This is a genomic window from Thermodesulfobacteriota bacterium, assembly GCA_026415035.1.
Classification (GTDB): Bacteria; Desulfobacterota; BSN033; order BSN033; family UBA1163; genus RBG-16-49-23.
This window is the reverse complement of sequence record JAOAHX010000023.1, coordinates 34,716-48,344: the sequence shown is the minus strand read 5'-3', so window position 1 is coordinate 48,344 and position 13,629 is coordinate 34,716. Positions and strand designations below refer to the sequence as shown.

Genomic DNA, 13,629 nt, shown 5'->3' with positions numbered 1-13,629 from the left:
GACAACTGCATCATCCACCCTCCTTTCAGTATGCCCAGTCGTTGGAGAGAGAGACCTGATTAAGAAGGGATTGCGACGGCGACCTTCGGTCGGGAGGAGTTAGGGATCAGGGATTAGGGATAAGGGGGATTGGTTTTGGAGAGGGTGAGGGATTTTCGGGATTTGGTGGTTTGGCAGAAGAGTCATGAGCTATTTTTGAGTATAGTGAAAGATGTGGGGAGATTTCCGAGGGGGGTAGCGGGGCGAGTCCTTGCGGATCAGGTGTTGAGGTCTTCTGGGTCGATTAGTGCCAATATCAGTGAGGGTTTTGGTCGCCGTAGGGGGAGGGAGTATGTGCATTATTTAATGGTTGCCAGGGGGTCTGCGACGGAGACGCTCAATTGGTTGGTTAAGGCTTATGATTTAGGGTGGATGGATGAGGAGACATATCGTGATCGGGAGGCTTTGGTGGGGGAGATCTTGAAGATGTTGAACAAGATGGTAGGTCTTATCTCGAAAGCTCATCCCTAAATCCCTGATGTCTGATCCCTTCCCGCCTTGCGGGCCGACCTGATTAAGAAGGGATTGCGACAGATCCTCCCAGTACCATGACCCCCAAGGAATCACGGTTGGAGAGAGAGACCTGATTAAGAAGGGATTGCGACGGCGACCTTCGGTCGGAGGGATTAGAGATTAGAGATTAGGGATTAGTTGGCGGATAGGGACGGGAGCGGGGCAGAGGATCTCAGGTTGGCGAGGGTTCTCCTGGGCTCTTATTCAACCTATTTCGACAAGGAGTTTCAGAGGAAGGTTTGAATGGTGCAAGAAGAAAACATATGTTGAGATGTTTTCGCCGGTGGGGCCTCGAACCCCTTCGTCCTCTTATGGTGTTGGAAATGAGGGATGGGGAGAGGCACTTTTTTCGAGAGTGCCCTTAAATTTTGGACTATGCCGTTTGTGTGTAGGGATGCTTCATGAAGGAATTCATAGATTTGTTAAGAAAGTCAGGGGGTCAGAGCGACCTTTGTCAAGAGCGGTCTGAAGTTCTGAAAATCCCAGTGGCGGCCGGGGGCTGCCTCGATCAGAGTACGCGTATATTCTTCACGTGGGGAGGTCAGGACCTCCTCCGCGGCGCCGGCCTCGACGAGGCGGCCCCTCTGCATGACCACGATCGTGTCGCAGATCTGGGCTGCCACCCGCAAGTCGTGGGTGATGAAGAGGACGGCGACGCCGGTTCGTTCTCGGATCTCTTCGATCAACTTCAATACCTGGGCCTGCACCGAGACATCGAGAGAGGAAACCGGCTCGTCCGCGACCAAGATATCTGGATCGAGGGTGAGCGCACGGGCGATGCAAAGGCGCTGGCGTTCTCCTCCGGAGAATTGGTGGGGGAACCTCTGAAGGCAGTCGGGATCCATCCCCACCAGCCGCAGTAGCTCTCGGACTTTCGCCAGGGCCTGGGACCGGGGCGTTCCAAAATTCAACAGGCCTTCGACCAGCGAATCCCCTACCTGTCGCCTGGGATTGAGGGACCGGTAGGGATCCTGAAAGATGATCTGGATCCGTTTCCGGAAGGGCCTTAATTTTTTCCAGGAGAGTTTGGCTAAGTCGGTCGAATCGATGAAGATGGAGCCAGAGGTAGGTTCGATCAGCCGCACGATGCAGCGGGCCACCGTCGATTTGCCCGAACCCGACTCGCCCACCACCCCGACGATTTCCCCCCGTTGGATCGTCAGATCGACTTCCCGGGCGGCCACGACCGTGCGACGGGCGGCCAAGAACCTCCTTTCTGCGAAAATCTTGCTCAAGCCCCTGACCCGAAGGACGGTTCCTCCGGTGGGCTTCTGACGACTCTTTGGGATCAGGCTCGGCACAGAAGAGATCAGTATTCTGGTATAGGGTTGGCGAGGACTGGATAGGATCTCTTCCTTCCTTCCAGTCTCCACGACCCGGCCGCGGTTCATGACCACGATCCGATCCGCAATTTCCGCTACGACCCCGAAATCGTGGGTGATGAACATCACGGCCGTCTGGTGTTTTTCCTGGAGTTCCCGGATGAGAGAGAGGATCTGTTTCTGCGTGGTGACGTCTAGAGCGGTGGTGGGTTCATCCGCGATTAGGAGCTTCGGGTTGAGGATCAAGGCCATGGCGATGACGATCCGCTGGCGCTGCCCCCCTGAGAGTTGGTGAGGATAGGCCTCGTATAGGTGTCTCACATCGGGCAGGTGGACGGCATCGAGCATCTCCAAGACCCTTTCGCGGCGCTCTTTTTTGGAAAGCCGGGTATGGACACGCAGGACCTCATCGATCTGGTTGCCAACGGGCTGGACCGGGTTGAGTGCGGTCATCGGCTCCTGAAAGACCATGGCCATGCGCGTGGCCCGGAGTTCCCGGAGCCGCCTCTGACTCGCCGCCAAAACGTCTTCGCCGTCGACGTAGATGGCCCCATGGGGTTCGAGGGCCCCCTTGGGAAGCAAACCCATGATGGAAAGCGCGGTGACCGATTTCCCCGATCCTGACTCGCCCACGACACAGAGGGTCTCGCCCGATCGCACATCGAAGCTGACGTTTTCGACCACCCTGTGGACTGTGGAGGCTCCTACCACAGCCACCGACAGATCGTCGACGATCAAGACCCTGGTGTTGATCTCAGGATTCATCGGATGGCGTCCTCGGAATTCCTTAAACCCTCTGTGGATGGCCTTCGCACCGGTCACAACCTCCGAGCCATCCTTGGGTCGAGGGCGTCCCGCATGGCATCGCCCAGAACGTTTACGCTCAATACCGTCAGGGAGAGAAAGAGGCCGGGATAGAGGATGAGCCCTGGCATCAATTGGAAGAACATCCTTCCCTCGGCCATGATATTTCCCCAGGAGGGGTTCTCCGGCGGGATGCCCGCTCCCAAAAAGCCGAGGATGGCCTCGGTCAGAATCGCCGAGGCGAAGATATAGGTCCCCTGGACAATCGCCGGAGGGATGGTGTTGGGAAGCATGTGGCGGAGGAGGAGGATTGGGATGGGTGTCCCGAGGGAAAGGGCGGCTTCCACATAAGGTTCGTTCTTGACGGTCAGAATCACCCCCCGCACGAGCCTCACCACCCGCGGGATTTCGGGAATGGTGATGGCCACGAGGACCGTGAACAGACTTGCCCCCGCGACGGAAACCATGGCGATCGCCAAGAGGATGCCGGGAATGGCCATCAGCCCGTCCATGAAACGCATGATGAAAGCATCGGCCAAACGGATAAATCCCGCGATCATTCCGATGAGCAATCCGATCGCAACGCTCATCAGGGCGGCGCCCAAGCCGACTACGAGGGAGACCCTGGAACCGTAAATGACCCTGGAGTAAATATCTCGACCGTATGAGTCTGTCCCAAACCAATGGGCGAAGGAGGGTGGTTTCAGGCGTTGGGCGGGATTGAGGGCGATGGGATCGCTCGTGCTCAGAAAGGGGGCGAGGAGGGCCACTAATCCGATGGTCCCAACCACCAAAAGAGCCAAAAGGGAGGGCCCTTTCAAGACCGTTCTTTTAAAGTGTCCGAGGAGAAAGGATTCGCCCTCCGGCGATGGGATCGAACCGTTTTCCGATGGACCGGGAAGGCCCCTCGAGGTTCTTTCTGTCCGACTTTCTTTCAGATTCTCCGACATGGATCTGGTCAGTAACGAATCCTGGGATCGAAAAGGGTGTAGAGGATGTCGACGGCAAGGTTTATCAGGATGTAGATCAAAGAGAAGAGCAGAATCAGACCCTGGATCACCGGATAATCACGGGCCAGGACGGCTTCCACGACCAGGCGTCCCAGTCCAGGGAGATTGAAGACCGACTCTGTGACCACGACGCCGCTGATCAACATGGCCAGGCCGATCCCGACGATGGTGGCGATGGGGACGGCGGCGTTGCGAAGGGCATGCCGGATCAGAACCGCGCTCTCTCTGACGCCCTTCGCCCTGGCCGTCCGGATGTAGTCCTCTCCCATCACCTCAAGGACGCTCGTGCGGGTGATGCGGGCCACCAGCGCGATGTAGATGGTGCTTAGGGCCAGGGTCGGCAGGATCAGCCTGTGGTAAAAGGGCCAGAACCCAGAAGCGAGAGGTCGGTAACCCTGGACGGGGAACCAGCCGAACTTGATGGAAAAGAGAAAAACCAGCAGGTAGCCTGTGACGAAAACGGGGGTCGAAAATCCGAGGACGGAGAAGGCCATCACGGCCCGATCGAGAAGGGTCCCCTGCCTCCAGGCAGCGATCACCCCTAAGGGGATCGCGATGAGGACCGTGAAGAGGATCGTGGAGAGAGCCAGGGCCAAAGAGGGACCGAAACGGTCGGCGATCATCCCGCCTACGGAGGTGCCCGAGATGAGGGAGACCCCCAGATCGCCTCGAAGGAGTTGCCCCAACCAAAGGAGGAACTGAATGTGGATGGGACGGTCCAGCCCCATCTGATTGCGTATCCTTTCCAATTGCTGGGGGGTCGCTGCGTCCCCTGCGAGGATGGCCGCTGGGTCGCCAGGTGTCAGCCTCAGGATGGCGAATACGATGGCCGCCACCATTCCCATGACGGGAATGGTGGCGAGTAGGCGCCGTGCGATGTAGGACAGCATGGGGTCACTTTGCGGCCTTTTTAATGTTCCAGAAGAAGGGAACGGGAGAGTCGACAATGCCCGTCAGGGTCGAGCGATAGGCGCTCGGAATGTAGAATTCCCCGAGCGGCAAGAGGACCCCTTCTTCGATCACCAGTTTGTGGATCTCTTCGACCAGTTTTTTCTGTTCCGCCGGTTTCAGGGTACGGGCCAATCTCAGACGGAGTTCTTCGATCTTCGGGACGTCGGGCCAGCCGAACCAGGCCTTCGGACCGTTGGCTGCAGCGATGGGCGATCGCAGGGGGTCCATGATCTCGACGATCAGCCAGTTGGTGCAGTGGAGGTTCCAACCGCCTTTGGCGGGCGGTTCCATATTGGCTCGGCGGGTCACCACCGTCATCCAATCCATCGCCTGCATGTCGACGTTGAACCCGACCTTCCGGAGGGCCGAGGCGATCACTAAGGGTTGGGCCCGAATGGTGAAGACGTCCGTGGGCTGGAGGAGGACCACCGGCGACCCATCGTACTTGGCCTCTTTCAGGAGTTCCCTGGCCTTTTCGAGATTGGCTCCGACCACCATCTCCGCGCCCCAGGAGCTTTCGAAAGGCGTTCCGCAACCGAAGACGGCAGGGCAGGTCCGATAGTATTTGGGGTTACCCACCTGGGCCTTCAAAACCTCTTCCTGGCTGATGGCATACATGGCCGCCTGACGGGCGAGCTTATTGTTGAAGGGCGGATGGAGATGGTTGAAGCGGAGCATCGTCTGGAAACCCTGTTTCTCCATCACCGTCACGACGATCTCTTTCTTCCCCTCGACCATGGGCAGGAGGTCGTAAGGCACCCACTCCATGTAGTCGATCTCTCCGGCCAGGAGGGCGTTGACCGCGGTCATGTGATCGGGCATGGTCACCCATTCGACCCGATCCACATGAACGACCTTTCCCCCGGCGCTTCCGCTCGGGGGTTCGCTCCGGGGGACGTAGTCCTTGTTCTTCTCGTATACGGCTTTGAGGCCGGGCTTGAATTCTGCGGAGACAAATTTAAAGGGGCCCGAGCCGATATGTTCCTTGATCGGCGTGGTGGGAGGGGTTTCGGCGATCCGCTTCGGCATCATGAAACAGACGAGGCCGCTCGGTTTGGCCAAGGCGGTCAGCACGGTGTCGGTCGGCTCCTTGACCACGATTTGGAAGGTCCGGTCATCCAAAACCTTCATGGCCGTCACCAGGGTCATCATGATCTGGCCCATCTTGTCCTGTTCCGCAAAGCGCTTGATCGATGCCACGCAATCCTCGGCCTTGACCGGCAGGCCGTCGTGCCATTTCAGACCGCTCCGCAAGGTGAAAGTATAGGTCTTTCCATCGGCGGATACCGTCCACTTCTCCACCATTTGAGGCTGGATTTTCCCATGAGCGTCCGTCCCCAGCAGGGTATCGTAGATCATGTAGCCATGGTTCCGGACGATGTGGGCCGTGGTGACGATTGGGTCGAGGACCCTCAAACCGGAATGCATCACGGCCGTTAGGGTTTGCCCCTCACCAGAGGAGGCAAGAGCAAAAATCGCGCATAGGGTGGTTATCCCCAATAACGTTGGCGCTGCCGCCTTCCTCCATGAAATAAAAAATGACATATGATCGCCTCCTTTCGAGTTGAATTCGAACAAATTCCTATCTCCATACGATTAATCGGCTCTTTTCGGGACCAGGAGAAATCCCATTGTTCGAGCCAAGCCATTTGGAGTGGGTTAAAAGAGCGATGGGCGGTCAGGTGGGGGACATGCGCCTTTATTCCCTAACCCTGCGCCATCAGAAAAAACGTTAGATACTACCGGTTACCAATTTGTTTTATTACCCTAAGGATCGAGGAAAATCAAGCTTGTGTACTCGTTCACTTCATATGCGACAGATTCGAAAAGGTAGTCTGGAGCAAAAAAAAGGGACCAAAGGGGACGGTTCGATTTTTCTTGACATTTCATAAGGAGATCCATAGAATCGCCCTGTGCCCCGAGTGGAAAGGACAGCCCCCGAGGGACACATCCTTGCCAAAGGGAATAAACCGTAAGGATATTTTCAGGGATGATATGGAACATTAGAAAAATCTTGAGAATCTTGGACGATAAAAAGAGAAGTATCGATTTCAATTCTACCATTATCTTCTGATGAGAAATCCTGTCCATCTGGTTTTATAGCCACAGGAGGAGGGAGGAGCCTAACAGAGATCCAGGAGGAGATAAACCTTTCCTACCTTCTACATGACAAGATGGGGTATGATCATATCGGTCATTTCATATCGTAGTATCGATATCTTTCAGCCTGGGGAAGATATGTGAAGCTCAATCCTGTGAGGACGGGGGTCGTGAGGGTTTGGGGAATATCGGTGGATCGGTTATTAAGCTTATGGAAGGAGGATCTCTTGATTGACGAACATCCGGTTTGTGGAGAGCTCTCCGAGGACAAGGCGAATCGGAGGAAGAGATATAAGAGTTTGTGGAAGAGTTGATGCCGCCCATCGGGAGGCCGAAGAAAATCCAAGATGGAAAATAGAACCGTCCCCTTTTTCTTAATCAGAAATCTCAGCGCCTTTTTGTCCCCTGTCGATTTCGAGGCCATAGATGAAGCCGGCCAGCTCCTTTTCAGAATTAAAGAGAGGGGCTCGGCTCCGGGGAGGGCGTTGATTCGGCTGACGAAGTTTCGGACCCTTTTTTCGCTCGAGCTCGAATTCTTGGACGCCCATTCCGAATTGAAGTTTGTGCTCTGGAGAGATCGTGGGTGGACCTCCAGCCATTATCGCCTTCTGACTCCGGATGGTGGTTTAAAATTTGCTTTCGAGGAGAGAAGGAAAGGACTTCTTTTCCTGCGGCGGGAGATTCTCGACGCACACGGAGAACTCTTCGCCTATTGCCCCCCTTCCAGACTCGGTCCAAAAGGCAAGAGGTCGGGAGTGGTCAAAGACCTTCAGGATCGTGAGATCGCAAGCTTCGAATGGAAAGGGTTTTCCCTTTTTAAAGGGTATAGGGAGTGTCTGGTTTTTCTGCGGGAAAAGGATGAGAATTGGGTCCTTTGTTCTTTGGTTAATGCCGTGATCAAGGGCCTCTATCTTCATCATCGGTAAAAAACCGGCTCGAGGGTCGGGGGCGGACCTCTCCTATAAACGGCCCAAAATTGTTCATTAAGGGGTATTGACTGCAAAAAAATTAGTCACATCGAAGGCCTTTGGACAACCAAAAAGGGGAAATCAATTGCTTTTTGATTGTAAAATTAAAGGGTTGGGGCACTTAAGGTCCGCGTGGTATAAAAATTGCTTAAGAATTCTCTTGACAAAACCTCGGTAAGGGGCTAATTTGAATCATCATTTTAAAGCCACCGTCCATATTCAGGCAAAAAGGGGGAAGTTGGCATGAAGAAGTTTTCGATAATTTGGGGCATCCTCGCAACGGTTGCGATTTTTTCAATCAATTCCCCCGCCACCTTCGCGGAAGAGAAGAAGGAGGCAGAGGGGATCTACACCATCAAAAAGGGAGACACCCTCTGGGATATCTCCGCACGGTTCCTAAAGGACCCATTCCTCTGGCCTAAATTGTGGCAGCGAAACCCCTATATCACGAACCCCCATTGGATCTATCCCGGAAATCCCATTCGCCTCTCTCCCGTCGAAGAGGCCAAGAAAGAGCAACCCAAACCGATCCCTGAGGAAAGACCCAAGGAGATCAAGGAGGAGAAAGTAGAGAAACCCGAACCCGTCGAGGCGAAGAAGGTCGAACCCCCGCCGGTCGCGGAGAAGAAGCCCGAAGTCGTCGAGGAGAAGAAACCCGTCGAGGAGAAGAAGGTCTATCCGGAGATTCGCTCAGCAGGCTTCATCGCGGGATTCAATTATAAGGGCATCGGATACGTTTTAGACAACAAAGAAGGCAAGAATTTGATGGCCGAAGGGGATGTCATCTACCTCTCTTTCAACACCAGGGAGAAGATTGCGATAGGCAACAAATACACCGTGTTTCGGGCCTCCGACTTCATCCTGGACCCGGTGACCCAGAAGAGGATCGCCCGGAAGTATAACATCGCCGGAAACATCGAGATCATCGACCAACACGGGGGGTTTTACACGGCGAGGGTTTTAGAGGCCTTTGACGCCATTTACAAGGGCGATATGATCCAGCCCTATAACAAAGAGAAGATGGAGATCGAAACGAGGAGATAAGGGCCTAAGGGAATAAAAAAGAGAAGCGAGGGAGTCCAAGGAGCTTTGGGGGCCTCAGGGCCTCCAAGGCTTTTTTTGTCATTCGATCCTTTCCCTTCCTCGGCCTCAGGACGTCTTCGAGGTGAGGCGATGTCCGAAGCCCAATTTTATTGGTTGGCGCTCAGCCTGGTTCCGGGCGTGGGATGCGTCTTAATGAAACGGCTCCTCGAGCGTTTCCAGACCCCGAAGGCGGTCTTTCACGCCTCGACCAAAGAGTTGCTCGAGGTCGAGGGCCTTGGGGAGAAGGTCGCAAGCGAGATTCGCAGAGGTCCCCGGGAAGAGCTGGTCAAGAAGGAGTTCTCCCTGGCCGAGCAGGTCGGGGCACAGATCTTGACCTATGGAGACGAAGATTACCCGAGCCGGCTCCGGACTATCTATGACCCTCCCCCCATCCTTTATCTGAGGGGAACGTTGAAGAAGGAAGATGAACTGGCGGTCTCGATCGTGGGAAGCCGCAAGACGAACCCTTACGGCCGATGGATCACCGAGAAGATCAGCCGGGAACTCGTCCAGCACGGTGTGACCATCGTGAGCGGGATGGCCCGGGGGATCGATGCGGTGGCCCATTGGGGGGCGATCTCCGGCGGGGGACGGACGGTGGCCGTCCTGGGGTGCGGGGTGGACGTGATCTATCCGAGGGAGAATCGAAATCTATTCCAGCAGATCATCGACCACGGCGCCGTTCTTTCGGAGTTTCCGATGGGCTCTCCCCCCGAAGGGAGCCATTTCCCGAAACGGAACCGCATCATCAGCGGCCTCTCTCTCGGCGTGGTGGTCGTCCAGGCCGGGCCGGATAGCGGCTCTCTCATCACCGCCCAATATGCCCTCGAACAGGGGAGGGAGGTCTTTGCCATCCCCGGAAATGTAGGAGCGGAGGGAAGCCGTGGGACGAATCGTTTGATCAAAGAGGGCGCCAAGCTGGTCGAATCGAGCGACGATATTCTCGAAGAGATTCTGCCTCAATGGAGCAGGGAACGGGAGGGTCGGGAAGAAATGAAACCGAAGGGGCCGGAGCTGAGCGAGGAGGAAGGGATCCTCTATGCCGTGCTCACCGAAGCCCCGCTCCATATCGATTCCATCATCCGAGAGACCCAACTTGAACCGGGACGGGTGTCGAGCCTCCTCCTGAACTTGGAATTGAAGGGGCTCGTCCTCCAGTGGCCCGGGAAATGCTTCAGTCGAAAGATGGGATGAAAAACCTTCCGATTTCGGTTAAAAAAAGATCATCCCCTTTCGGAGGTAAGGTCAGAGGCATCTATGGCTAAAGGAATGATCGTGGTCGAATCTCCCACGAAGGTGAAGACCCTTCAGAAATTTTTGGGGGATGAATATATCATTAAGGCAACCGTGGGACATGTGAAGGATCTCCCCGAGGACGAACTCGGGGTCGACATCGAAAAGGATTTTCAACCCCATTATGTGGTCATCCCGGGCAAGAAGAAGATCCTTGCAGAGTTGAAGCGGGCGAGCCAGAAGGTGAACGATATTTATCTTGCCCCGGATCCAGACCGGGAGGGAGAGGCCATTGCCTGGCATGTGGCCGAGGAGATCGGAAAGAACGGGAAGAATATCCACCGCGTCCTCTTCAACGAGATCACGCAGAAGGCGGTTCTCGAGGGCCTGAAGAAGCCCGGGAAGTTGCAGCAGACCCTCTACGAGGCCCAGCAGGCCCGAAGGATCTTGGATCGGCTGGTGGGCTATCAGGTGAGCCCCCTTCTGTGGGAGACAGTGAGAAGGGGGCTGAGCGCGGGGCGGGTGCAGTCCGTTGCCGTCCGGATCATCTGCGAGCGGGAGAGGGAGATCGAGGGGTTTGTGCCCCAGGAATACTGGAGCCTGACGGCGACCCTCAAAGGAAAAGGCTCTCCCACCCCCTTCGACGCCCGGTTGGTGAAATGGAAAGGGAAGAAGGTCTCCCTCACCAATCAGGAAGAAGCCGAGGCCATGAAGCGGCGGCTCGAATCCGTCCCCTTTGTCGTCTCGAAGATCGTCCAGCAGGAGAAGAGACGCCATCCCCTCCCCCCCTTCATCACGAGCCGGCTCCAGCAAGAGGCCTCTCGGAAACTCTCCTTCAGCGCCCATAAGACGATGCGGGTGGCCCAGAAGCTCTACGAGGGCGTGGACCTCGGAGAGGCTGGGACCATCGGCCTGATCACCTATATGCGCACCGATTCTCCCCGGGTCTCCAACGAGGCCATCCACCAGGTGAGGAGCTGGATCCAGGCCCGTTACGGTGAATCGTACCTTCCCTCCAAGCCGAACGTTTATAAAAGCCGCAAAGGCGCCCAGGATGCCCATGAGGCCATCCGTCCCACCTCGATGGAGCTCGAACCCGAAAAGATCAAGTCCTATCTCAGCCCCGATGAGTATGCCCTCTATAAGTTGATTTGGGATCGGTTCGTCGCTTCCCAGATGGCCTCCGCCGTTTTTCAACAGACCTCGGTCGAGATCCAGGCCGACGAGGCGATCTTCACCACCACCGGCAGCATTCCGATCTTTCAGGGGTTCATGGCGGTCTATGTCGAATCGGAAGACAACGGGGCCTCGGACGGAGGGGCGGAGGAGGCGGAAGGGAAATTGCCCCCCCTCACCGAAGGGGAGGTGCTCGACCTGTTGGGGTTGCTCCCCAAACAGCACTTCACCCAGCCCCCTGCCCGGTTCACCGAGGCGACCCTCATCAAGGAGCTGGAGGAGAAGGGCATCGGCAGACCTTCTACCTATGCCACCATCCTGAGCACCATCCGGGAGAAGGGATACGTCACCCTTAACAAGGGAAGGTTCGTCCCCACGGACCTGGGTTTTCTGGTCAACGACCTCCTCGTCGTCAACTTTCCCGACATCCTCGACGTCGAATTCACCGCCCTGATGGAGGAGAACCTGGACAAGGTCGAAGAGGGTGAGAAGAGCTGGATCGAGACGCTCAAGGAGTTCTACACCCCCTTCGAAAAGGACCTGGAGATGGCCAAGCTCCACATGAGGGATGTGAAGAGGGAGCAGATCCCCACCGACGTCCTCTGCGAGAAGTGCGGGGCGAAGATGGTGAGGCGATGGGGGAAGAGGGGCTATTTTTTGGCCTGTTCCAACTATCCCAAATGCCGTTTTACGCGGGAGGTCGAGGATAACAACGAACGGGTCGAGCCTGAGGTGAAGTGCGAAAAGTGCGGAAGCCCGATGGTGATGAAGAACGGGAGATTCGGGAGGTTTCTTGCCTGCTCCAACTATCCCGCCTGCAAATCGACCCGTTCGATCCAAACCGGCGTGGCCTGCCCCCAGGAGGGGTGCGACGGGATGCTGGTCGAACGGCGGACCCGAAAGGGCAAGACCTTCTATAGTTGCTCAAATTATCCCCGATGTACCTTTGCCCTCTGGGACAGGCCCCTCGGCGAACCCTGTCCCCAATGCGGCGCTCCCTTCCTGGTCGAAAAGCAGGGGAAGATGGGCATCGAAAAGCGATGCCATCGGACCGAATGCGGGTACCGCTCCTCAGAATAGACGCCTCCGGTATCGGGGCCTTCCTTCGAGAATCTTCTTCCGGATGAACCGCCGGTGCATCCACTGAAACGGAAAATAGACGAGGCGATTGGCGAGGGTGGGAGGATAGTCCCACTGGAATCGTCTTAAAATGGAACGGTGGGAATAGAACTCCTGCCAGGCCTCCTTCCACAGCCTCCGAAGGGCTTCTCGGCTCATCCTTTTGGGTTCATAGAACGGGGCGACCTCGTTGGGATTTTTTAGCAGCCACCATCGGTCGTGAGTCAACCGGCCTTCCCTTTTGACCCGGTGATAGAAGTCGGTCTCCGGGTAGGGCGTCAGAATGGCGAAGTTGACGGCAAAGAGCTTGGTTTGGATGGCAAAAGAGACGGCCTCATGAATTGTTTCGGGCAGGTCGTCGTCGAATCCGAACATGAAGGAGCCCCAGACGGTGATCCCGTGGCGGTGGAGGGCATCGATGATCTCCCGGTAGGATTCGGGATCGTTCTGGAACTTCTTCGAGAGGCGGAGGTTCGAGGGCGAGAGCGATTCGAAACCGATCAGGAGGCCGATGCAGCCGCTTTCGGCAAGGAGCTCGATCTGACCGATCTCCTTGAGCCCCGCGAGGGAGCTCTCACCAGCCCACTTCTTTTTGAGGGGGACCAAGGCCTGCAGAAGCTCCCTCGAATAGGAGGGGTGGCCCAGGACGTTGTCGTCGTTGAACAGGACCAGCCGGTGGGGGAGGGAGCGGATCTCCTCGACCACTGCTTCGAGGGGCCTGAACCGGTACTGCTCCCCGAAGAACCGCCTCACCGAACAGAATTCACACCGGAAGGGGCATCCCCGGCTGTACTGGACGACGTCGAGAGGAAAGTACCCTCGTCGGGGAAGGATATCCCTTCTCGGCCTCGGAATCATTGAGGGAGGGACGGGCTGGGCTTGTCGGTAGAAGGGCTTAAGATCCTTTTTTCTGAAATCGTCGATCAGCCTTGGCCAGAGTTCTTCGGCCTCGCCGATGACCACCGCATCGGCATGCTCCCTGGCCTCTTCCGGAAGGGCAGAGACATGGATGCCTCCCAGGACGACGGGGATTCCCCTTCGGCGGTAGGCATCAGCAATCTCGTAGGCCCTCTTCGCGGTCTTGGTGAGGACCGTAATCCCCACGAGATCGACAGGTTTCACCCCCCTTTCGAGATCGATGGGCGTCAGGAGATCGTCGGTGAAGGAGACCTCGATGTCGGAGGGCGTGAGGCTGGCCAGGATGGGCAGGGCGAGGTTGGGGACAGGGGCGTTTTCCTCAGCGGCAGGGGAGATGAGCTCGATCTTCATGGATCTATGGCGGCCAGGGGGGTCAATTCATTTTAATTGGCC

At 56.5% G+C, this 13,629-nt stretch carries 10 protein-coding genes; 4 read left to right on the top strand and 6 right to left on the bottom strand.

Annotated features, from left to right (window positions below):
• Positions 1–144: 144 nt before the first annotated feature.
• Positions 145–510, top strand: a complete 366-nt coding sequence (locus N3G78_12375; GenBank protein ID MCX8118711.1) for a four helix bundle protein — start codon at positions 145–147, stop codon at positions 508–510.
• Between the two features lie 473 nt (positions 511–983).
• Here N3G78_12375 and N3G78_12370 read toward each other — a convergent pair whose 3' ends face one another.
• From N3G78_12370 to N3G78_12350, 5 genes are all read right to left on the bottom strand, one after another.
• Positions 984–2,639, bottom strand: coding sequence for an ABC transporter ATP-binding protein (locus tag N3G78_12370; GenBank protein MCX8118710.1), 1,656 nt, complete (start codon positions 2,637–2,639; stop codon positions 984–986).
• Between the two features lie 53 nt (positions 2,640–2,692).
• Positions 2,693–3,628: an ABC transporter permease gene (locus N3G78_12365; protein MCX8118709.1), complete on the bottom strand. Its 936-nt coding sequence runs from the start codon at positions 3,626–3,628 to the stop codon at positions 2,693–2,695.
• 8 nt (positions 3,629–3,636) lie between these two features.
• Positions 3,637–4,578 (bottom strand): ABC transporter permease, encoded by a 942-nt coding sequence (locus N3G78_12360; protein ID MCX8118708.1) that lies wholly within the window; start codon positions 4,576–4,578, stop codon positions 3,637–3,639.
• Positions 4,579–4,582: 4 nt separating this feature from the next.
• Positions 4,583–6,067 carry an ABC transporter substrate-binding protein gene (locus N3G78_12355; protein MCX8118707.1) on the bottom strand — a complete coding sequence of 495 codons (1,485 nt, stop codon included), beginning with the start codon at positions 6,065–6,067 and terminating at the stop codon, positions 4,583–4,585.
• Between the two features lie 1,298 nt (positions 6,068–7,365).
• Positions 7,366–7,659 (bottom strand): hypothetical protein, encoded by a 294-nt coding sequence (locus tag N3G78_12350; GenBank protein MCX8118706.1) that lies wholly within the window; start codon positions 7,657–7,659, stop codon positions 7,366–7,368.
• A gap of 291 nt (positions 7,660–7,950) precedes the next feature.
• Between N3G78_12350 and N3G78_12345 the strand changes: the two genes are divergently transcribed.
• From N3G78_12345 to topA, 3 genes are all read left to right on the top strand, one after another.
• Positions 7,951–8,751 (top strand): LysM peptidoglycan-binding domain-containing protein, encoded by an 801-nt coding sequence (locus tag N3G78_12345; GenBank protein MCX8118705.1) that lies wholly within the window; start codon positions 7,951–7,953, stop codon positions 8,749–8,751.
• A 129-nt stretch (positions 8,752–8,880) separates the two neighbouring features.
• Positions 8,881–9,984 carry a DNA-processing protein DprA gene (gene dprA, locus N3G78_12340; protein MCX8118704.1) on the top strand — a complete coding sequence of 368 codons (1,104 nt, stop codon included), beginning with the start codon at positions 8,881–8,883 and terminating at the stop codon, positions 9,982–9,984.
• Positions 9,985–10,047: 63 nt separating this feature from the next.
• Complete coding sequence (gene topA / locus N3G78_12335; GenBank protein ID MCX8118703.1) at positions 10,048–12,279, top strand: type I DNA topoisomerase; 2,232 nt, start codon at positions 10,048–10,050, stop codon at positions 12,277–12,279.
• On the opposite strand, the gene N3G78_12330 is transcribed toward topA, so the two are convergent.
• Complete coding sequence (locus tag N3G78_12330) at positions 12,271–13,587, bottom strand: B12-binding domain-containing radical SAM protein (protein ID MCX8118702.1); 1,317 nt, start codon at positions 13,585–13,587, stop codon at positions 12,271–12,273. The genes topA and N3G78_12330 overlap by 9 nt on opposite strands.
• Positions 13,588–13,629 lie beyond the last annotated feature (42 nt).

Excerpts from the sequence above, each read along its gene's own strand:
- N3G78_12370 (MCX8118710.1), bottom strand. The coding sequence starts at position 2,639 with ATGAATCCTGAGATCAACACCAGGGTCTTGATCGTCGACGATCTGTCG.
- N3G78_12365 (MCX8118709.1), bottom strand. The coding sequence starts at position 3,628 with ATGTCGGAGAATCTGAAAGAAAGTCGGACAGAAAGAACCTCGAGGGGC.
- N3G78_12360 (MCX8118708.1), bottom strand. The coding sequence starts at position 4,578 with ATGCTGTCCTACATCGCACGGCGCCTACTCGCCACCATTCCCGTCATG.
- N3G78_12355 (MCX8118707.1), bottom strand. The coding sequence starts at position 6,067 with ATGCATTCCGGTTTGAGGGTCCTCGACCCAATCGTCACCACGGCCCAC.
- N3G78_12350 (MCX8118706.1), bottom strand. The coding sequence starts at position 7,659 with ATGATGAAGATAGAGGCCCTTGATCACGGCATTAACCAAAGAACAAAG.
- N3G78_12345 (MCX8118705.1), top strand. The coding sequence starts at position 7,951 with ATGAAGAAGTTTTCGATAATTTGGGGCATCCTCGCAACGGTTGCGATT.
- dprA (MCX8118704.1), top strand. The coding sequence starts at position 8,881 with ATGTCCGAAGCCCAATTTTATTGGTTGGCGCTCAGCCTGGTTCCGGGC.
- topA (MCX8118703.1), top strand. The coding sequence starts at position 10,048 with ATGGCTAAAGGAATGATCGTGGTCGAATCTCCCACGAAGGTGAAGACC.
- N3G78_12330 (MCX8118702.1), bottom strand. The coding sequence starts at position 13,587 with ATGAAGATCGAGCTCATCTCCCCTGCCGCTGAGGAAAACGCCCCTGTC.